We start from the raw sequence: 19040 nt of genomic DNA, 5'->3' as shown, positions 1-19040 counted from the left end.
GCCCCCTCAGACGATCGGCTCGTGGACGGTCACGAGCTTGGTGCCGTCCGGGAAAGTGGCTTCGACCTGCACGTCGTGGATCATCTCGGGGACGCCCTCCATGACCTCGTCCCGGGTGAGGACCTTGCGGCCGGAGGACATCAGCTCGGCGACGGTGCGACCGTCACGGGCGCCTTCCAGGACGTGCGACGTGATGAGGGCGACCGCTTCGGGGTGGTTGAGCCTGAGCCCGCGGGCCCGGCGCTTCTCGGCCACGTCGGCCGCCACATGGATGAGCAGCCTCTCTTGCTCGTGCGGGGATAGTTGCACGTCCCACCTCACAGGTCCTTGCTCCGGACCGTGCGGGGTCCGGTCGCCGCAGCCACCGCGACGGGGACAGGTGTAACACACAGACAAACTGCCCGAGCGGGGGCAACCCGGGCAGAAAAGCCCCTGGTGACGTGGATCGGCGGACTAGGACGCCGGAGTTTCAATGACGTTAACCAGGCTTTGAGCGGCGAATGACCGCGACTTGGGTTCGCCCATACCGGACAGGCGGCGCACGTACGGGAATTGACGGCGCGTACGCCGATGACGCCTCGCCCCTTCCACCCCGCGCCCCGCGCCTCGTTCAGGACCCGCCAGGCCCCCGGTGCTCGGCGGCGATCCCGAACCTCTGGCGTTCCGGGGCAGCGGGCCGGACCTCGTGGACCCCGGACACCGAGCTGATCACCTGCTCCTCGGCCGTCTCGTCGAGCGCGGCCAGCCGTTCGAGATCGGCGGCCGAGACCAGCGCGACGAGCGGCTTGCCGTGCCGTGTGACGACGACGCGCTCATCGCCGTACACCACCCGGTTGATCAGGTCGGCCAGCTCGGCCCTGGCTTGCGTCACCGGAATCTCGTAGGCCATGGGTCCATCCTATCGCGTCCCGTACGTTGCGTACGTCCTGTACATTTTTTACAGACGCGGGGCCGTCCCAGGCCCGGCCGCGAGGAGGGGTACACGCATGTCCCGAACGTCCGCCCGCCATGTCCTGCCCGAATTCACCGAGCGCACCGGCTCCGGGCACCGAACCCTCGACCCGTACTCGAAGCTGTTCGACGACCGGATCGTCTTCCTCGGCACCCACCTCGACGACACGGCCGCCAACGATGTGACGGCACAGTTCATGCAGCTCGAACACGCCGCCCCGGACCGGGACATCTCGCTGTACCTCAACTGCCCGGGCGGCTCGCACAGCGCGATGACAGCCGTCTACGACACGATGCGGTACGTCAGTTGCGACGTGGCCACCTACTGCCTGGGGCAGGCCGCCTCGGCCGCGGCGGTGCTGCTCGCGGCGGGGACGCCGGGGAAGCGGTTCACTCTGCCGGGCGCGCGCATCGTGCTCGAACAGCCCTCCCTGTCCGAGCCGGTGACGGGCATGCCGAGCGATCTGGCCATCCAGGCACAGGAGTTGGCCCGGGTCCGCGCGCTGATGGAGGAACTGCTCGTCCGGCACACCGGGCGCGACGCGGAGCGGGTCCGCGACGATCTGGAACGGGTGCTCGTGCTGGACGCCCCGGCAGCCGTGGAGTACGGCCTGGTGGACGGCGTCGTACCGCGGCGCGGGGCCGCGCCGACTGTCCCGGGCGCTCCGGGCGCGAGGTGAGCCGCCGGTGCTGCCCGAGGAACTTCCGCCCCTGCCCGCGCTGACGCGCGCGGAGGGTGAGCTGGTCGACCGGTACCTGGACGTCGTCGACCTGCTGGGCCGCGTCAATCCGGCCCGGGACGCCGACACCTACCGCGCCCTGCGGGCCGCTCAGGCCCTGGTGCGCAAGGCGGAGGAGTTGCGGGACGCGCTCGCCCTGATGCACCGGCGCGGCGAGACGGAACTGCACGGGGAGACCCTGGCGCGGGCGATGCGCGTGCTGGACGGCGACCGGCGGACCGCACGGCTCGTCCTGCCGCCCGGCGGGCCGGGCTGACCGGCCCCGCCGGCCGATGCCGGGCCCGGCCGAATCCGTCCCCGGGCCCCGCTCGGCACGTCGTTCGGGCTGGAGTTGAAACGGCCCGAACGACGGACCCACGTCCGGCGTATTTTCAGCATTTTTACTGTCCTTTTCGAGGACCGGCCGGCTTGCGCGGCGCATTGGGCCGTACGGCGCAATCGAGGGTTTCGGGCCAGGTCCGGGTCCCCGTACGGCACCTGACGATGTCTCGAACACAGTGAAGTCCACCCGAACGGGCGAGTGGTGAGTAACGCCACAAAGGGGCGGTTCCGTTGGGATTTTCGGACACGTGTGAGTGAAGATCCCTGACTGACGACAAGCCCCCGCCACAGCGGCGGGGCGGTCCGGGCGGACGCCGAGTCCTGCCGCCGCCCGGATGACCGGTCGACAGGAGTGGATCGGCAGGAGTGGAGGACCCGAGCAAGACGGGTCGCCGGCACGGACGTTCGTCGCAGACGGGCGGATGTGCCGCGCGGCCCTTGGGGTGAAGTCGCGGGAACGCGACCGGGCAACTTCGCCAGCCCGAATCCGACAGGTCATCCTTCACAGGCGGCTGACGAAGGGTTGCGCATGACTGCGCTCAATCGTGTCCCGTCGCTGATGGCACGCGCCGGTACGGCCTCTGCCCTCACCCTCGCGGCCGTGGGCGGCACCATCGTGGCCCCGGGCCTGTCCGCCGACGCCTCGGCCGCCACCATGGCGACGAAGGCCCTCCGGGTCGCGGCGTCCAAGAAGGGCTCCCCGTACCAGTGGGGGGCCACCGGGCCGCGCAGGTTCGACTGCTCCGGGCTCACGCTGTACTCGTACAAGAAGGCGGGCAAGAAGCTGCCCCGCACGGCGGCACAGCAGTACAACCGGACCCACCACATCTCGGCCGGCCACCGAAAACCGGGCGACCTGGTGTTCTTCCACTATGGATCCAGCGTCTACCACGTCGGCATCTACGCCGGGAAGGGAAAGATCTGGCACGCACCGAGGACGGGGGATGTGGTGAAGCTGGAGAAACTCTGGACCAAGCACGTCTGGTACGGCCGGGTCGGCTGACCCGGCTCCATGACTTGAGCGGCGCGGCTCCGGACGGGGGCCGCGCCCCGTGCTCTCCCGCCGGCCCGACCTCAGGTCGGCCCGCCTCAGGTGCCTGCCGGGCCGCCCCAGGCTTCCTGCAGGCCCGCCCCAGGACGCCTTTCGGCCCGCCCTACGTTTCCTGCTGGCCGGCGGCCGGTACCGGTTCCGCCGGGGCCGTCCAGGGCAGTTCGATCAGCACCGTCTTGCCGCCCTCGCGCGTAGGCCGGACGCGGAGCCTGCCGCCGCACTCGGCGGTGAGCCAGCGGATGATGACCATGCCGCGGCCGTTGTCCTGCTGGACGGCCGCCGGAAGTCTCTTCGGGAAACGCGGGTGACTGTCCGTGACGCCGATGCGCAGGTCCTCGTCACGGTCCAGGGCGAGGTCCACCGTGAACGTGGGGGACTGCCCGAAGGTGTGCTGTACGGCGTTGGTGGCGAGTTCGGAGACGATGAGCCGCACGGTGTCAGCCGCGTCGGTGTCCGACGGCAGGCCCCACTCCGCGAGGGTGCCCAGCACGTAGGCGCGGGCCGCGGAGACCGAGGCGGGATCGCTCGGCAGAGTGACGGATGCTTCCAGGTGGTCTGCCATGGCGATGTCGTCCCTTTCCCCCGGGGCCGCGGTCCGACAAGGAGCGGCTGGTTCGAGTACGGTCCCGGACTGGTGCTTCCTCGTCAGACTGCCACCACCGGACCGGTCACGGGGAGCGATCCACCAAGATATGCATATATCTGTCGCTCGATGCGGTGAACTCTGCGACGGCAGAGCGTATTTGGGCGGCCCGTAAGGAGTAATGGCGAGTGAGGAGGAGCCCATGCAGAACGGTCCCGCGGTGCGGCGCCGCAAACTGGGCGCCGAACTGCGCGCGCTGCGCACCGGAGCGGGGCTCACCAGTGGCGACGCGGCCCGCCTGGTGGGCTGGCACCAGTCGAAGGTGAGCCGTATCGAGACCGGCGCCAGCGGGGTGAAACCGGCCGATGTGCGGTTACTCCTCGACACCTACGGGGTCGACGACGGGCAACTGCGCGAGTTGCTGCTGGGGTTGGCGGGGTCGGAGCACGCGAGCGCCCGGCACCGCTGGTGGCACGCCTACCGGGGGATCCTGCCGCCGGCCTACCGGGACTTCATCAGCCTGGAATCGCAGGCGAGCGGCATGCGCACCCTGGAGACCACGGTGGTGCCGGGGCTGCTGCAGACGCCCGAGTACGCACGCGCTGTGACCCGGTCCGCGGTGGAGGGCCTCGACGAGGAGCGGCTGGACGCGCTGGTGGAGGTGCGCCTGGCCCGGCAGGACGTGCTGCGCTCGGATCCCCCGCTGCGGCTGAGCGCGGTGCTGGACGAGGCGGTGCTCCGGCGCGAGGTGGGCGGACCGGAGGTGATGGCCCGTCAGCTCAGACGGCTGGCGGAGGCGGCGCGGCTGCCCCAAGTCAGGCTCCAGGTACTGCCGTTCGCGACCGGGGCGCACGTCGGCCTCACCGGCCCTTTCGTTATCTTCTCCTTTCCGAGCACTTCTGATCTGGACGTGGTTGTTCTGGACCAGTTGACGAGTAGCCTCTATCTGGAACGGAAAGAAGACCTCCAGGCGTACGCGGAGGCCTTCAACACCCTTCGGATCCACGCCCTTTCACCCGAGGACTCGGTGGACTACATCACCGCGATAGGTGACGGCGCGTAGAGGAGGCACCATGACCGCACTGCCTCGGAACGTCCCTTCCAGCACCGATCTGCCCGGCGTGCGATGGCTGCGCAGCAGCTACAGCACGGGCGCGAACAACTGCGTGGAGACGGCCCGGCCGCACTCCGGCCGCGGGGCCGGGCTGCTCGCCGTGCGCGACTCCAAGCGCCCGACCGGACCCGCGCTGCTCTTCTCCCCGGAGAGCTGGGCGGGCTTCCTGACCACGCTCCACTGACCGACCCCTACGAAACCCCGTCGGCACTCGTGCGACGCCCGGCCGTGTCACGCCGACTCATGGTCGAGTCTCGCCGATCACTCGTACAGCGCGTTCGATCTCGGCCCCGGACAGGTCCGCTCGGGCGGTCAGCCTGAGCCGTGAGATGCCGTCGGGCACGGAGGGAGGACGGAAACAGCCCACGGCCAGCCCGGCCGTACGGCAGTCCGCCGCCCAGCGCACGGCCTGCTCCGGGGACGGGGCCCGCACGGAGACCACCGCGGCGTCCGGACGCACCGCCTCCAGACCCGCGGCGGTCAGCCGTGCGTGCAGCTCCGCGGCGACCTCGCGGGCCCGCGCGGCCCGCTCCGGCTCGCGGCGCAGCAGCCGCAGCGCCGCCAGGGCGGCGCCGGCCGCCGCCGGGGCGAGTCCGGTGTCGAAGATGAAGGTACGGGCGGCGTTGACCAGGTGGTCGATCACCCGGGCCGGACCGAGCACCACGCCGCCCTGGCTGCCCAGCGACTTGGACAGGGTGGCCGTGACGACCACGTCGTCCGCGCCCGCGAGCCCGGCCGCCTGCGGCGCGCCCCGGCCGCCGTCGCCCAGCACGCCGAGTCCATGGGCGTCGTCGACGACCAGGCCGGCGCCGTACTCCCGGCACGCGTCGGCCAGCGCGGCCAGCGGCGCCTGGTCGCCGTCCACCGAGAACACCGTGTCGGATACGGCGATCGCCGCGCCGTCGTGCGTGCCCAGCGCCTTGCGCACGGCCTCGGGGTCGGCGTGGCCGACCACCTGGGTGGTGCCCCGGGCGAGCCGGCAGCCGTCGATGAGCGAGGCGTGGTTGCCCGCGTCGGAGACGATCAGCGAGCCGTGCGGGCCGAGCGCGGTGACCGCGGCCAGGTTGGCCGCGTAACCGGAGGAGAAGACCAGCGCCGCCTCGAACCCGCAGAAGTCCGCCAGCTCGCGCTCGAGCTCGGCGTGCAGCTCGGTGGTGCCGGTGACCAGCCGGGAGCCGGTGGAGCCGCCGCCCCAGGTCCGGGCGGCCGCTGCCGCCCCGTCGGCGACCTCGGGGTGGTGGGCGAGGCCCAGGTAGTCGTTGCTCGCCAGGTCCAGCAGCGGCGAGTCGGCGGGGCGCGGGCGCAGGGTCCGTACGAGACCGGCCCGGCGCCGCGCCTGTGCCTGCTCGTCGATCCAGCCGAACGCCATGGGTCCTCCGGGGCTTTTGTAGGTAGCGGACAGACACTAGCGGCACGGGCAGGCACCCAGGGTGTGGCAATACCCACACGTCGAAGCGTCTCTGTTGTGCAAACTCTCCTTGGCCCGAAGCGGTCCCGTAGGACAGGATCAACTTTCATGGACCTGCTGAACACGCTGGTGGACAAGGGGCTTCGGCGCGAGCTGCCGACCCGCGAGGAAGCGCTCGCCGTACTCGCCACCTCCGACGACGATCTGCTCGATGTGGTGGCCGCGGCCGGCAAGGTACGCCGGCACTGGTTCGGCCGGCGCGTGAAACTCAACTACCTGGTCAACCTGAAGTCGGGGCTGTGCCCGGAGGACTGCTCCTACTGCTCCCAGCGGCTGGGCTCCAAGGCCGACATCCTGAAGTACACCTGGCTCAAGCCCGGCGAGGCCTCCGAGGCCGCCGCCGCGGGCCTGGCCGGCGGTGCCAAGCGGGTCTGCCTGGTGGCCAGCGGGCGCGGTCCCACGGACCGTGACGTGGACCGGGTCTCCGAGACCATCAAGACCATCAAGGAGCAGAACGAGGGCGTCGAGGTGTGCGCCTGCCTCGGGCTGCTCTCCGACGGCCAGGCGGAGCGGCTCCGCGAGGCGGGCGCGGACGCCTACAACCACAACCTCAACACGTCCGAGGGGACGTACGGGGACATCACGACCACGCACACGTACGCCGACCGGGTGGACACGGTGCAGAAGGCGCACGGCGCCGGTCTGTCCGCCTGCTCGGGTCTGATCGCGGGCATGGGCGAGAGCGACGAGGACCTGGTGAACGTGGTCTTCTCGCTGCGCGAGCTGGACCCGGACTCGGTGCCGGTGAACTTCCTCATCCCGTTCGAGGGCACCCCGCTGGGCAAGGAGTGGAACCTCACCCCGCAGCGCTGCCTGCGCATCCTGGCGATGGTCCGGTTCGTCTGCCCGGACGTCGAGGTGCGGATCGCGGGCGGCCGTGAGGTCCACCTGCGCACGATGCAGCCGCTGGCCCTGAACCTGGCGAACTCGATCTTCCTCGGTGACTACCTGACCAGCGAGGGCCAGGCGGGCAAGGCCGACCTGGAGATGATCGCGGACGCCGGGTTCGAGGTGGAGGGCACCGGGGAGATCACGCTGCCCGAGCACCGGGTGACGGCGGGCGGCGGAGGCTGCGGGTCGCACGCGGAGCCCGGGTGCGGGTCGCACGCGGAGGCCGGCTGCGGGTCCGTCTGCGGTTCGCACGAGGGGCAGGACGTGTGCGGTGCGGCGGCGGAGTCCGCGCCGGGCACGGAGTCGGCGGCGGCCGTGAACGAGCCGCGCACCGACCTGGTCGCCGTGCGTCGCCGCGGTGCCGGAACGGACCTCGCGCCCAATGCCTGACCTGGGCGTGCCCGAACTGCTGGAGCTGGACCGGCGGCACGTGTGGCATCCGTACGGTCCGATGCCCGGACGGGTCGAACCGCTCGTCGTGGAGTCGGCGAGCGGGGTCCGGCTGAAGCTCGCGGACGGCTCGGGCGAACTGGTCGACGGCATGGCGTCCTGGTGGTCGGCGATCCACGGGTACGGCCACCCGGTCCTCGACGAGGCCGCGCGGCGCCAGCTCGGCCGGATGAGCCATGTGATGTTCGGCGGGCTCACGCACGAGCCCGCCGTACGCCTGGCGAAGCTCCTTGTCGACATGTCACCCGAGGGCCTCGAGCACGTGTTCCTCGCCGACTCCGGTTCGGTGTCGGTCGAGGTCGCGGTGAAGATGTGCCTGCAGTACTGGCGCTCGCTCGGCCGGCCGGAGAAGCGGCGGCTGCTCACCTGGCGGGGCGGCTACCACGGGGACACCTGGAACCCGATGTCGGTGTGCGACCCCGAGGGCGGGATGCACGACCTGTGGACCGGGGTTCTCCCGCGCCAGGTGTTCGCGGACGCGCCCCCGGCCGAGTACGAGGAATCGTACGCCGACCAGCTGCGCGAGACGGTCGAGCGGCACGCGCACGAGGTGGCCGCGGTCATCGTGGAGCCGGTGGTGCAGGGCGCCGGCGGGATGCGGTTCCACTCCCCCGCGTATCTGCGGGTGCTGCGGGAGGCGTGCGACGCCCACGACGTGCTGCTGGTGTTCGACGAGATCGCGACCGGATTCGGCCGCACCGGTGCGCTGTTCGCGGCGGAGCACGCGGCCGTCACGCCGGACGTGATGTGCGTGGGCAAGGCCCTGACCGGCGGATACCTGACGATGGCGGCCACGCTGTGCACCGCCCGGGTGGCCGACGGCATCTCGCGCGGCGAGGTGCCGGTGCTCGCCCACGGGCCGACGTTCATGGGCAACCCGCTGGCGGCGGCCGTAGCCTGCGCCTCGATCGAACTGCTGCTCGGTCAGGACTGGCGGGCCGAGGTCAAGCGGATCGAGGCCGGGCTGCGGGACGGGCTGGCGCCGGCGCGTGAGCTGCCCGGCGTGCGGGACGTGCGCGTCCTGGGCGCCATCGGAGTGGTCCAGCTCGACCACGAGGTGGACATGGCCGTGGCGACCCGGGCCGCGGTGCGGGAGGGCGTCTGGCTGCGCCCCTTCCGCGACCTGATCTACACGATGCCGCCGTACGTCACCGGGGACGAGGACGTGGCACGGATCGCGCGCGCGGTGCGCGCCGCGGCACAGGAGGGTTGAGATGCCGGTACTGGTGGTCACGGGCACGGGCACGGAGGTCGGCAAGACGGTCACGACCGCGGCGGTCGCCGCCGCGGCGCGCGCGGCCGGCCGGTCGGTGGCCGTGCTGAAGCCCGCGCAGACCGGCGTGGGCCCGGACGAGCGCGGGGACGCCGCGGAGGTCGAACGGCTCGCGGGTCCGGTCACCATCGCCGAACTGGGCCGTTTCCCGGAGCCGTTGGCGCCGGGCACGGCGGCCCGCCGGGCCGGTATGACCCCGGTGCGTCCGCAGGAGGTGGCCGAGGCCGCGGCGAAGCTGGCCACCGAACACGATCTGGTGCTCGTCGAGGGCGCGGGCGGTCTGCTCGTGCGGTTCGACGAGGCGGGCGGCACGCTGGCGGACGCGGCAGTGCTGCTGCGCGCGCCGGTGCTGCTCGTCGCCTCGGCCGGTCTGGGCACGCTGAACACGACCGAGCTGACGGCCCGTGAGCTGCGCTCGCGCGACCTGGAGCTGGCAGGAGTGGTGATCGGCAGCTGGCCCGGCTCCCCCGACCTCGCGTCCCGCTGCAACGTCGAGGACCTGCCGGAGTGCGCGGGCGCTCCGCTGCTCGGCGCGGTCCCGGCCGGCGCTGCGGCGCTGCCCCCGGCCGCCTTCCGCACCGCGGCACCCACGTGGCTGGCCCCCCGGCTGGACGGCACGTGGGACGCGGAGGAGTTCCGGGCCCGGCAAGCACCGGAGGTGCCGTAGGGGCGCGGATGCGGTCCGGGTCCGGGAAGCGCCGGAAGCCCTGTAGGGGCCGGTGTCGGCCTGCACGGCTACGGAAGCGCGGTAGGAGCCGGCGCGACCTGCGCGGCTCCGGAAGCGCGTGAGGGCCGACGCCGACCCTTCCCACTCCGGAAGGCGCGTGGGGCCGGCGGCGCCTCTCCCAGCTGCGGAAGCGCCATGGGGGGCGATGTCGAGCCTCCCAGCTACGGAAGCGCCGTAGGAGCCGGCCTCGACCCTCCCAGCCGCGGGCATTCGTGCCGCTGGGGCGGCACGGGCGGCACGACCCGGCCCCGGACTGAGCGATGCCCGACGCCCGAGCGGCACGGCCCGGCTCCGGGCCGGGCGATGCGCCCCGGGAGGTGCCGTGGGCCCCGGAGGGCGCGCGGCTGCGGCGCAGGGCCGCGCGCGTGCCGCCGGCCGGGGGTGGCGTGGGGCGTTCCGGGGGACAATGGGCTCAAGGCCCCGTCCTCCGGGAGGTTGCCATGCGGCTGTTGTCCGCCGGCTCAGATGGCAAGGTGGCGCACGGTCCCGTCCACCATCCGGTGTTCGCCCGTTACTACGCGCGGTTCAGCGTGGACGCCGAGTCGCGGCTCGGCCTGGCCGACGTGCGGACCCGGCTGCTCGCGGGGCTGTCCGGGCGGGTGATCGAGATCGGCGCGGGCAACGGCCTGAACTTCGGGCGCTATCCGGGCACGGTCTCGGAGGTCGTCGCAATCGAACCGGAGCCGCTGCTCAGGCAGTTGGCGGTCGAGTCGGCGGTGCACTCCCAGGTGCCGGTCGATGTGGTGCCCGGCGCGGCGGAGGCCCTGCCGGTCAAGAGCGAGGCGTTCGACGCGGCCGTACTGTCCCTGGTGCTGTGCAGCGTGCGGGACGTGTCACGTGCGCTGAGCGAGGTGCGCAGGGTGCTCAAGCCCGGCGGCCAGGTGCGGTTCTTCGAGCACGGGAGGGGCGGTGGGCGCGTGATGACACTGACCCAGCGCACCCTGGACCGCACGGTGTGGCCGGCGCTGGCCGGCGGCTGCCATGTGTCCCGGGACCCGGTCGCCGCGCTGCGCGCCGCCGGCTTCGAACTGGGGCCGCTCCGGCGGCTGCTGGTGCCGGAGAAGGGCCCGGCGCTGCCCATGTCGTACTGCACGCTGGGCACCGCCTGGCGGCCCGGGGAACCCGCCCGCCGCTGACCGGGCGATCGCCCGGCCGTGCGGATCACAGGCTCCAGCGGCGCAGTTCCCGCGCGATGTCCGCCACACCCGCCTCGCCGCCCTTGACCAGCCGGGCCAGATCGCGGACCTGCTCGGGCGTGGTGACGACCTTCAGGCCGCTGGCGACCAGGTAGGCGTAGGCGACCGCGGAGGCGAACAGCGCGTTGGAGCGTTCCAGCGCCGGCACGTGGACGAGCAGTTGCAGCAGGGCGGCGGCGCGATCGTACGGGGTGTCGTAGACGGGCACGTCGAATATCTCGGCCCGATGGCGCGCGACGGCCGCGACCAGGGCACCCCAGTCGCTCACCTGCGGGTCCCCGGGCGTCTTCTGTTCGGCGAGCATGAGCAGCCAGGCGAGGTCGATACTGAGGTCGCTCAAGGGATCAGCGGCCGCCTTCGCCCGCGCCGCGCGCCTCGCCGAACTCCTCGGCGAACACCGACTCGTACTGCTTCATGAAGTCGGAGGCGGCGTCCACGAACGTCCGGCCGGCCTCCCCGGCGTCCTGTCTGACCAGCTCCTCGATGTAGCGGTTGACGCTCATACCGCGGGCCAGGGCGCGTTCGCGGGCCGCGCGGGCGGTGTCCTCGTCCACGCGCACGTTCAGCTGGGTCTTCGCCATACCTCGACGCTAGCGCTCAGGTGCTAGCAGGACAAGGGGCGCTCGGGGGCACCTGGATGCCCCTTACACGCGTGTCGTGCGCCCTCGGCCCCCCGGGGGATACCGGGTGTGCGCCCGGTCACACTACGCTCGGCCGGGACAAGGATGTCGGGACGAGGATGAGAGCCCGTCGAGACGACCGGGAGGCGGAATTGTCGACACCTGCTGCGCAGCACGCGCCGGGACACGCGCCGGACGGCGGGACCGCGTCCCGGGCGCGCGGGCTGACCAAGGCGTACGGCACCGGCGAGACGGCGGTGCTCGCCCTGGACTCGGTGGACGTGGACATCGCCCGCGGCCGGTTCACCGCCGTCATGGGCCCCTCGGGTTCGGGCAAGTCGACGCTCATGCACTGCCTGGCCGGGCTGGACACCGTGTCGGCCGGCCAGGTTTGGCTCGGCGACACCGAGATCACGGGGCTGAAGGACCGGGAGCTGACCCGGCTGCGGCGGGACCGGATCGGGTTCATGTTCCAGTCGTTCAATCTGATCCCGACGCTGAACGCGGCGGAGAACATCACCCTGCCGATGGACATCGCGGGCAAGAAGCCCGACCCGACGTGGCTGGACCAGGTCATCGACACCCTGGGGCTGCGGGACCGGCTGAAGCACCGCCCGGCCCAGCTGTCGGGCGGTCAGCAGCAGCGCGTCGCCTGCGCCCGCGCACTGGCCTCACGCCCCGAGCTGATCTTCGCGGACGAGCCGACGGGAAACCTGGACTCGCGCGCCGGCCTGGAGGTGCTGGGCTTCCTGCGCAGCGCCGTGGACGACCTCGGGCAGACCGTCGTGATGGTCACCCACGACCCGGGCGCCGCCGCCCACTCCGACCTGGTGCTGTACCTGGCGGACGGGCGGATCGTGGACGAGATGGAGCGGCCCACGTCGGAGGCGGTGCTGGAGCGCATGCGCCTCTTCTCGGGCGGCGGCCGCCGGGGCGCCTCGACCGGCGGGGCCAACCCGCCCTTCGGGGGAACGGAAAGGTCCGGCACGGCCGACGACACCGACGGCACCGTACGGGAGGCCTGACCGGGTGCTCAGAGCGACGCTGCGGAGTTTCCTCGCGCACAAGGGGCGGCTGGCGCTGTCGGCGCTGGCCGTCGTGCTGTCCGTGGCGTTCGTCGCGGGCAGTCTGATCTTCTCCGACACGGTCAGCCGCACCTTCGACCGGCTGTTCGCCTCCACCGCCGCCGATGTGACGGTGGCGCCGAAGCAGGACCTGAAGTCGTCCGTGCCGACGGGCGCCGTCCAGACCCTCCCCGCCTCCCTGCGGGACCGGGTCGCGCGGGTCGACGGGGTCGCGGCGGCCCACGCGGACGTGTCTGTGCAGAACATCGTGGTGGTCGACAGCCACGACAAGTCCGTCGGCCCGACCACCGGCGCCCCCACCATCGCCGCCGCCTGGTACGTCACCCACCGCAGCCCGGTGAGACTGACCTCCGGGCACGCCCCGCACGGCGCGGGCGAGGCGCTGCTGGACGCGGACACCGCCGCCAAGAAGCACGTCCGGGTCGGCGACACGCTGACCGTGCAGGCACAGCCGGGCAGCTTCCGGGTCCGGATCGTCGGCATCGCAACCTTCACCACGACCAACCCGGGTGCCGCGCTCGTCTTCCTGGACCCCGCGGTGGCCGGCCGTGAACTGCTCGGCTCCGCCGACCGCGCCACGAGCATCTCCGCGGACGCGGCCGAGGGCGTGAGCGACGCCGTGCTCAAGCACCGCATCGGGGCGGCGATCGGCACCGCCCACTACGACCTGAAGACCGCGAAGGAACAGGCCAAGTCGGCGGCGGCGAGCCTCGGCCCGTTCCTCGACGTGATCAAGTACGTCATGCTGGGATTCGCCGGCATCGCCGTCCTCGTCGGCGTCTTCCTGATCGTCAACACCTTCTCCATGCTGATCGCCCAGCGCACCCGCGAACTGGGCCTGCTGCGCGCGCTGGGCGCCGACCGGCGGCAGGTACGGCGGTCCGTGCTGACGGAGGCGCTGCTGCTCGGGCTGGTGGGCTCCACGCTGGGCCTGGCGGCCGGGATCGGGCTCGCGGTCGGGCTGATCCATCTGATGAGCGCCTTCGGGATGAACCTGAAGACCACCGAGATGGTCATCGGCTGGGGCACCCCGATCGTGGCGTACGTCGTCGGGGTGGGCGTCACCTTCGTCGCCGCATACCTCCCTGCGCGGCGGGCGGCGGGCGTCTCGCCGATGGCGGCGCTCTCGGACGCCGACGTGGCGGGCGTGGGCAAGCCGTTGAAGGTGCGGGGCGTCGTCGGCTCGCTGGTCGGAGCGGCCGGCGCGGCGGCGCTGGCCGGGTGCGCGGCGGCCACGAAGACCTCCTCGGCCGCGTCGCTGCTGGGGCTCGGCGTGGTGCTGACCCTGGTCGCGACGGTCATCGGCGGCCCGCTGCTGGTCCGGCCGGTGATCCGCGTCCTCGGCGCGGCCTTCCCCGCGCTGTTCGGTTCGGTGGGCCGGATGAGCCAGCGCAACGCCCTGCGCAATCCGCGCCGTACGGGGGCCACCGCGTCCGCGCTGATGGTGGGCCTCGCCCTGGTCGCCGGGATGTCCGTGGCGAGTTCCTCCATGTCGGCGTCGTTCGACCGGCAGATCGACAAGACGCTGGGCGCCGACTTCATCGTCCAGAACGCCAACTTCGCGCCGTTCACCAAGGAGGTCACCGGCGCGGTGGCCGGCACGCCCGGCGTCGGGCTCGTCGTACGGCAGCGACTCACCGCGATCGCCGTCCGGCTGCCGGACGGCAAGCGCGTCGAGACCACCGCCGCCGGATACGGGCCCCGGCTCGACGACGTCGCCCACGTCTCCTACGCGCGCGGGGACTCGGCGGCGGCGCTGGCCGACGGTCGCCTGGGGATGGACGCGGACTTCGCCAGGGACCACGGGGTGGGCCTCGGCACCGTGCTCCCGGTCGAGTTCCCGGGCGGGCGCAGTGCCCGGCTGACGGTCGGGGCTCTCACCGAGCAGGAGTCCGCCGAGGGGTTCGGCACCCAGGGCGGCGTGTTCTTCGGGCTCGCGACGGTCGAGAAGTACGTCCCCGGCGGCCAGGACTCCGTGCTCTACGTCAACGCCGCCCCCGGCACCGACCCGGTGAAGCTACGGCCCCGGCTGGAGCGGGCGCTCACGCCGTTCCCGCAGGTCCAGGTGCGCGACCAGGCCGACTACAAGAAGCTCGTCCACGACCAGATCGCAGTGCTGCTGTACCTGGTGTACGCCCTGCTCGGCCTCGCGATCGTCATCGCGGTCCTCGGTGTCGTCAACACGCTCGCCCTGTCGGTGGTGGAGCGCACCCGGGAGATCGGACTGCTGCGCGCGATCGGGCTGGGCCGGCGGCAGCTGCGGCGGATGATCCGGCTGGAATCGGTGGTGATCGCGGTCTTCGGGGCCGTCCTCGGGCTGGCCCTCGGGCTCGTGTGGGGCGTGTGCGTCCAGCGCGTGCTGGCTCTGCGGGGCCTGACGGCGCTGGCGATCCCCTGGGGCACCATCGTCGCCGTCGTGATCGGCGCGGCGGTGGTGGGTGTCGTCGCGGCCCTGCTGCCCGCGCTGCGGGCGTCGCGGATGAACGTGCTGGCGGCGATCGCGCACGAGTGAGAGGGGGTGCCCGGGCGGTCTGCCGGGCATCCGGTCCGCATGGTGGAAATGCCCCGGCCCGGTGGGTGCCCCGTGCTGGGCTGACGGCATGAACCGCATGAATGACGTGAGCCCGCCCGTGATACGCCCCGCCCGGGCCGACGACCTGGACGCCGTCCTCGCCTTCTGGAAGACGGCGGCCGAGGGCACCAGCATCAGCGACGACCGCGCCGGAGTGGAGCGGCTCCTCGCCCGCGACCCGGAGACCCTGCTCCTCGCCGAGTTGGACGGTGAGCTGGCCGGCACGGTGATCGCCGGCTTCGACGGCTGGCGCTGCCATCTGTACCGGCTCGCGGTGCATCCCGGGCGGCGGCGCAGGGGTGTCGGCTCCGCCCTGCTGGCGGCCGCCGAGGAGCGGTTCGTACGACTGGGCGGCCGGCGCGGGGACGCCATGGTGCTGATCCGCAACGAGCGGGCGCAGCACGCCTGGCGGGCCGCCGGATACGCGCCCGAGGAGCAGTGGCGGCGCTGGGTGAAGCCGCTCACGGACTGAGGCCCCACAGGTTCTTTGCCCATCCTTTACTATGGAGGGAGCACTCGGCCCCTCATGAAAGGTTGTGAGCGTCCGCCCATGGGCGATCCTCCCCGTGCGCGACACCGCGCGTTCCGCCCCGTCCTGACCGATCATGGGACCGGGGTGACCCGATGACCGAAGTGCTGCTCCTCCTGGTGGCGATCCTGCTCTCGCTCGCCTGTGGCGCGTTCGTGGCGGCCGAGTTCTCTCTGACGACGGTCGAGCGCGCGGAGCTGGAGCGGGCCGTCGAGCGCGGTGAGCGCGGTGCCGCGGGCGCCCTGAAGGCCGTACGGAACCTGACCTTCCAGCTCTCCGGCGCGCAGCTCGGTATCACCGTCACCAACCTGGTGGTCGGCATGCTCGCCGAGCCGTCCATCGCCAAGCTGCTCGCCGGCCCCTTCCAGGCCCTCGGCCTGTCCCGGTCCACGGCCACATCCGCCGCACTGGTGCTGGGTACGGCCCTGTCGACGGTGTTCCTGATGGTCGTCGGCGAGCTGGTGCCGAAGAACTGGGCGATCTCCTCACCGCTGACCATGGCCCGGCGGGTGGGCAACGCGCAGCGCTGGTTCAGCGCCGCGTTCCGCCCGTTCATCAGCCACCTCAACCACACGGCCAACCTCTTCGTACGACGGCTGGGCATCGAGCCAGCCGAGGAACTGGCCTCCGCGCGCGGGCCGCAGGAGCTGGCCGCGCTCGCCCGGCACTCCGCGAAGGAGGGCGCCCTGGAGGCGGACACGGCCGAGCTGTTCGTGCGGACGCTGAACCTGGCCGACCTCACCGCGCAGAACGTGATGACCCCGCGCGTCCAGGTCGTCGCCCTGGACATGCAGGCGACCTGCGAGGACGTGGCGAACGCGACCCGGGCGACCGGCCTGTCCCGGTTCCCCGTCTACCGCGGCAGCCTCGACGCCGTGGTCGGCACGGCCCACATCAAGGACGTGCTGGCCGTGCCTGCCGAGGAGCGGCGCCACCGCACGGTCGCCCAGGTGATGCGCGAACCGCTGCTGGTGCCCGAGTCGCTGACCGTGGACCGACTGCTGGACCGGCTCGGGGGCCGGCGCACCATGGCCGTCGTCATCGACGAGTACGGCGGTACGGCGGGCGTGGCGACCCTGGAGGACATCGTCGAGGAGGTCGTCGGCGAGGTGCGCGACGAGCACGACCCGCACGAGACGCCCGATCTGGCCCCGGCGGGCGCCGACACGGACGGCCGCGCGCTGTACTCGGCGGACGGGGCCGCCCGCACGGACCAGCTCGCGCGGGTCGGCCTGCGCGCGCCCGAGGGGCCGTACGAGACGCTGGCCGGTCTCGTCGCCGCCGAATTGGGCCGCATACCCGAGGTCGGGGACGCGGTCGAGGTGGCGGGCTGGCGGCTGGAGGTCGTGGACGCCTCGGGGCGCCGGGCGGCCCGGGTGCTGCTGCACGCGCCGCTGGACGACGACCGGAGCCCCGAGGGCCCGAAGGGGGCGCGATGACCGCCGTACAGCTGCTGATCGGGCTGGCGACGCTGGTCGTCAACGCGTTCTTCGTGGGCGCCGAGTTCGCCCTGATCTCGGTGCGCCGCTCGCAGATCGAACCGCTCGCGCAGGAGGGCGACCGGCGCGCGAAGAGCGTCCTGTGGGGGCTGGAGCACGTCTCCGCGCTGCTGGCCGCGGCCCAGCTCGGCATCACGCTGTGCACGCTGGTCCTCGGCGTGGTCGCCGAGCCGGCCATCGCCCATCTGCTGGAACCGGTGTTCCACGCGCTCGGCGTGCCGGTGGGCGCGGGCCACGCCGTGTCGTTCGTGATCGCGCTGACGCTGGCGACGTACCTGCACATGCTGCTGGGCGAGATGGTGCCGAAGAACATCGCGCTCGCCGAGCCGGTGCGCAGCGCGCTGCTGCTCGGTCCTCCGCTGGTCACCCTGTCCCGGGCGCTCCGGCCGGTGATCTTCACGGTCAACGCCTTCGCCAACGGGTTGCTGCGCCTGCTCAGGGTGGACGCCAAGAACGAGGTCACGGCGACGTTCTCGGACGCGGAGCTGGCCCAGATCGTCAAGGACGCCGGGGAGGCCGGGCTGATCGACAACCGGGCGCAGGAGCGGCTGCACGATGCCCTGGAGCTGGGCAGCAGGCCGGTGCGCGATGTGATCGTCCCCCTGGAGCGGGTCGTCTACGCGCGCGTGGGTGTCACGCCCGAGCAGGTGGAGCGGCTGTCGGCCGAGTCGGGGTTCTCCCGGTTCCCGGTCGTCGATTCCGGCCGCCGGATCGTGGGCTATCTGCACGTCAAGGACGCACTGGACGCCTCGCCGCGTGACGTGGCGTTCCAGCTGCGGGACATGCGGCCGATCGCCCGGGTGCGCGAGAACACCCCGCTGGACGACGTCCTCACCGCGATGCGCGGCAGCCGCACCCACCTGGCGGCCGTCCTCGGCACCGACGGACGGCTGGCGGGCCTGGTGACGATGGAGGACGTCCTGCGGGAGCTGTTCGGGCAGCCGGCGGGGGCGTGAGAGGGGCGCCGGGCCGGGCGTGAGGCTCGGGTCGGCCGCGCCGGGCCTGAGCGGGCGTACTCGCGCCGACCGGGCCAGGCCTGAGCAGGGCGCAGTCCGGCCGACCGACCGGCGGGTATGGAGCCGGGATACCATCGCTGTCGCCATGCAGACGATTCCCACATCTCCCACGCACACCAGCCTGGTCGCGGTCGGCGACTCCTTCACCGAGGGCATGTCGGACCTGCTGCCCGACGGCTCCTACCGGGGCTGGGCCGACCTCCTCGCGGCGCGGATGGCCGGCCGCACCCCGGGGTTCCGCTACGCCAACCTCGCCGTGCGCGGGAAGCTGATCGGGCAGATCGTCGCCGAACAGGTCGAGGTGGCGGCGGCGATGGACGCGGACGTCGTCACGCTGGTCGGCGGCCTCAACGACACGCTGCGGCCCAAGTGCGACATGGGCAGGGTGCGGGGTCTGCTGGCCGAGGCGGTGGAGCGGCTGGCCCCGTCCTGCAAGCAGCTGGTGCTGATGCGCAGCCCCGGCCGGCAGGGCCCGGTGCTGGAGCGGTTCCGGCCGCGCATGGAGGAGCTGTTCGCCTGCGTCGAGGAGCTGGCGGCCAAGCACGGCGCGCTGGTGGTGGACCTGTACGGGGCGCCCTCGCTCGGCGACCCCCGGCTGTGGGACGTGGACAGGCTGCACCTGACGGCCGAGGGGCACCGCCGGATCGCCGAGGCGGTCTGGCAGACGCTGGGCTACGACCCTGAGGACAGCGACTGGCACGCGCCGATGCCGACCGCCGTCCCGCCGAACTGGACGTCGCGGCGAGTGGCGGACGCGCGGTTCGCCCGGCAGCACCTGCTGCCCTGGATAGGCCGGCGCCTGACCGGGCGCTCCTCCGGGGACGGCCGGACAGGCGCCCAGTTCAGCACCGAGCTGGGCAAAGCCTTCTGGATCACCCCCGCGGACGACACCGATCCCGGTCCGGTGACGGACTGGCGTCGGGTCGGGCCGTAGCCCGCCGTCTCCTCGGGCTG

General features: G+C 72.6%; 21 protein-coding genes and 1 riboswitch. Of the genes, 15 read left to right on the top strand and 6 right to left on the bottom strand.

The features are described 5' to 3' along the window. Positions 1-6: 6 nt before the first annotated feature. A complete protein-coding gene (locus ABZ854_RS02825) occupies positions 7-309 on the bottom strand; it encodes an urease subunit gamma (protein WP_361203161.1) in 303 nt (100 codons plus the stop codon). A gap of 301 nt (positions 310-610) precedes the next feature. Further along, on the bottom strand, positions 611-889 hold the full coding sequence (locus ABZ854_RS02820) for a type II toxin-antitoxin system Phd/YefM family antitoxin (protein ID WP_361203158.1): 279 nt from the start codon (positions 887-889) through the stop codon (positions 611-613). Between the two features lie 97 nt (positions 890-986). Between ABZ854_RS02820 and ABZ854_RS02815 the strand changes: the two genes are divergently transcribed. The 3 genes from ABZ854_RS02815 to ABZ854_RS02805 all read left to right on the top strand — a co-directional run bounded on the left by ABZ854_RS02815 (position 987) and on the right by ABZ854_RS02805 (position 3015). Continuing rightward, positions 987-1631, top strand: a complete 645-nt coding sequence (locus tag ABZ854_RS02815; RefSeq protein ID WP_361203155.1) for an ATP-dependent Clp protease proteolytic subunit — start codon at positions 987-989, stop codon at positions 1629-1631. A 7-nt stretch (positions 1632-1638) separates the two neighbouring features. After that, entirely contained in the window at positions 1639-1947 is a 309-nt protein-coding gene (locus ABZ854_RS02810) for a hypothetical protein (protein WP_361203153.1), read from the top strand. A 367-nt stretch (positions 1948-2314) separates the two neighbouring features. Beyond that, positions 2315-2538, top strand: a riboswitch (cyclic di-AMP (ydaO/yuaA leader). A 3-nt stretch (positions 2539-2541) separates the two neighbouring features. Continuing rightward, positions 2542-3015, top strand: coding sequence for a C40 family peptidase (locus tag ABZ854_RS02805; protein WP_361203150.1), 474 nt, complete (start codon positions 2542-2544; stop codon positions 3013-3015). A gap of 151 nt (positions 3016-3166) precedes the next feature. On the opposite strand, the gene ABZ854_RS02800 is transcribed toward ABZ854_RS02805, so the two are convergent. Beyond that, on the bottom strand, positions 3167-3625 hold the full coding sequence (locus ABZ854_RS02800; RefSeq protein ID WP_129310655.1) for an ATP-binding protein: 459 nt from the start codon (positions 3623-3625) through the stop codon (positions 3167-3169). 223 nt (positions 3626-3848) lie between these two features. On the opposite strand from ABZ854_RS02800, the gene ABZ854_RS02795 reads away from it, so the two are divergent. After that, on the top strand, positions 3849-4709 hold the full coding sequence (locus ABZ854_RS02795; protein WP_361203146.1) for a helix-turn-helix transcriptional regulator: 861 nt from the start codon (positions 3849-3851) through the stop codon (positions 4707-4709). A gap of 10 nt (positions 4710-4719) precedes the next feature. Beyond that, positions 4720-4944 carry a DUF397 domain-containing protein gene (locus ABZ854_RS02790; protein WP_361203143.1) on the top strand — a complete coding sequence of 75 codons (225 nt, stop codon included), beginning with the start codon at positions 4720-4722 and terminating at the stop codon, positions 4942-4944. 57 nt (positions 4945-5001) lie between these two features. Here the strand turns inward: ABZ854_RS02790 and ABZ854_RS02785 are convergent, their stop codons facing one another. Next, complete coding sequence (locus tag ABZ854_RS02785; RefSeq protein ID WP_361203140.1) at positions 5002-6129, bottom strand: 8-amino-7-oxononanoate synthase; 1128 nt, start codon at positions 6127-6129, stop codon at positions 5002-5004. Positions 6130-6276: 147 nt separating this feature from the next. Between ABZ854_RS02785 and bioB the strand changes: the two genes are divergently transcribed. The 4 genes from bioB (at position 6277) to ABZ854_RS02765 (ending at position 10705) form a co-directional block, all read left to right on the top strand. After that, a complete protein-coding gene (gene bioB, locus ABZ854_RS02780; protein WP_361203137.1) occupies positions 6277-7509 on the top strand; it encodes a biotin synthase BioB in 1233 nt (410 codons plus the stop codon). Further along, positions 7502-8782: an adenosylmethionine--8-amino-7-oxononanoate transaminase gene (locus tag ABZ854_RS02775; RefSeq protein WP_361203134.1), complete on the top strand. Its 1281-nt coding sequence runs from the start codon at positions 7502-7504 to the stop codon at positions 8780-8782. Before bioB ends, ABZ854_RS02775 begins: the two co-directional genes overlap by 8 nt. Before the next feature lies 1 nt (position 8783). Further along, positions 8784-9509 carry a dethiobiotin synthase gene (gene bioD / locus ABZ854_RS02770; RefSeq protein WP_361203131.1) on the top strand — a complete coding sequence of 242 codons (726 nt, stop codon included), beginning with the start codon at positions 8784-8786 and terminating at the stop codon, positions 9507-9509. A 500-nt stretch (positions 9510-10009) separates the two neighbouring features. After that, positions 10010-10705, top strand: coding sequence for a class I SAM-dependent methyltransferase (locus ABZ854_RS02765; protein WP_361203128.1), 696 nt, complete (start codon positions 10010-10012; stop codon positions 10703-10705). Between the two features lie 25 nt (positions 10706-10730). Here ABZ854_RS02765 and ABZ854_RS02760 read toward each other — a convergent pair whose 3' ends face one another. Together ABZ854_RS02760 and ABZ854_RS02755 are read right to left on the bottom strand one after the other, a co-directional pair. Beyond that, positions 10731-11105 (bottom strand): fic family toxin-antitoxin system, toxin component, encoded by a 375-nt coding sequence (locus tag ABZ854_RS02760; protein ID WP_361203125.1) that lies wholly within the window; start codon positions 11103-11105, stop codon positions 10731-10733. A gap of 4 nt (positions 11106-11109) precedes the next feature. Then, the gene (locus ABZ854_RS02755) at positions 11110-11346 is read right to left on the bottom strand and encodes a toxin-antitoxin system HicB family antitoxin (protein WP_361203122.1); all 237 of its coding nucleotides are present in this window, start codon (positions 11344-11346) and stop codon (positions 11110-11112) included. A gap of 191 nt (positions 11347-11537) precedes the next feature. Between ABZ854_RS02755 and ABZ854_RS02750 the strand changes: the two genes are divergently transcribed. The 6 genes from ABZ854_RS02750 to ABZ854_RS02725 all read left to right on the top strand — a co-directional run bounded on the left by ABZ854_RS02750 (position 11538) and on the right by ABZ854_RS02725 (position 19020). Next, entirely contained in the window at positions 11538-12410 is an 873-nt protein-coding gene (locus tag ABZ854_RS02750; RefSeq protein ID WP_361203513.1) for an ABC transporter ATP-binding protein, read from the top strand. Between the two features lie 4 nt (positions 12411-12414). Beyond that, entirely contained in the window at positions 12415-14982 is a 2568-nt protein-coding gene (locus ABZ854_RS02745; protein ID WP_361203119.1) for an ABC transporter permease, read from the top strand. A gap of 97 nt (positions 14983-15079) precedes the next feature. Then, complete coding sequence (locus ABZ854_RS02740; protein ID WP_361203510.1) at positions 15080-15514, top strand: GNAT family N-acetyltransferase; 435 nt, start codon at positions 15080-15082, stop codon at positions 15512-15514. Positions 15515-15666: 152 nt separating this feature from the next. Further along, on the top strand, positions 15667-17010 hold the full coding sequence (locus ABZ854_RS02735; RefSeq protein WP_361203115.1) for a hemolysin family protein: 1344 nt from the start codon (positions 15667-15669) through the stop codon (positions 17008-17010). Further along, entirely contained in the window at positions 17007-18026 is a 1020-nt protein-coding gene (locus ABZ854_RS02730) for a hemolysin family protein (protein WP_361203112.1), read from the top strand. The genes ABZ854_RS02735 and ABZ854_RS02730 overlap by 4 nt, the downstream gene beginning before the upstream one ends. A gap of 145 nt (positions 18027-18171) precedes the next feature. After that, positions 18172-19020 (top strand): SGNH/GDSL hydrolase family protein, encoded by an 849-nt coding sequence (locus ABZ854_RS02725; protein ID WP_361203109.1) that lies wholly within the window; start codon positions 18172-18174, stop codon positions 19018-19020. Positions 19021-19040 lie beyond the last annotated feature (20 nt).

This window comes from Streptomyces sp. NPDC047028 (assembly GCF_040644095.1).
GTDB lineage: Bacteria > Actinomycetota > Actinomycetes > Streptomycetales > Streptomycetaceae > Streptomyces.
Note: the sequence above shows the minus strand (reverse complement) of the source record. Positions and strands in the feature narration are given on the sequence as shown.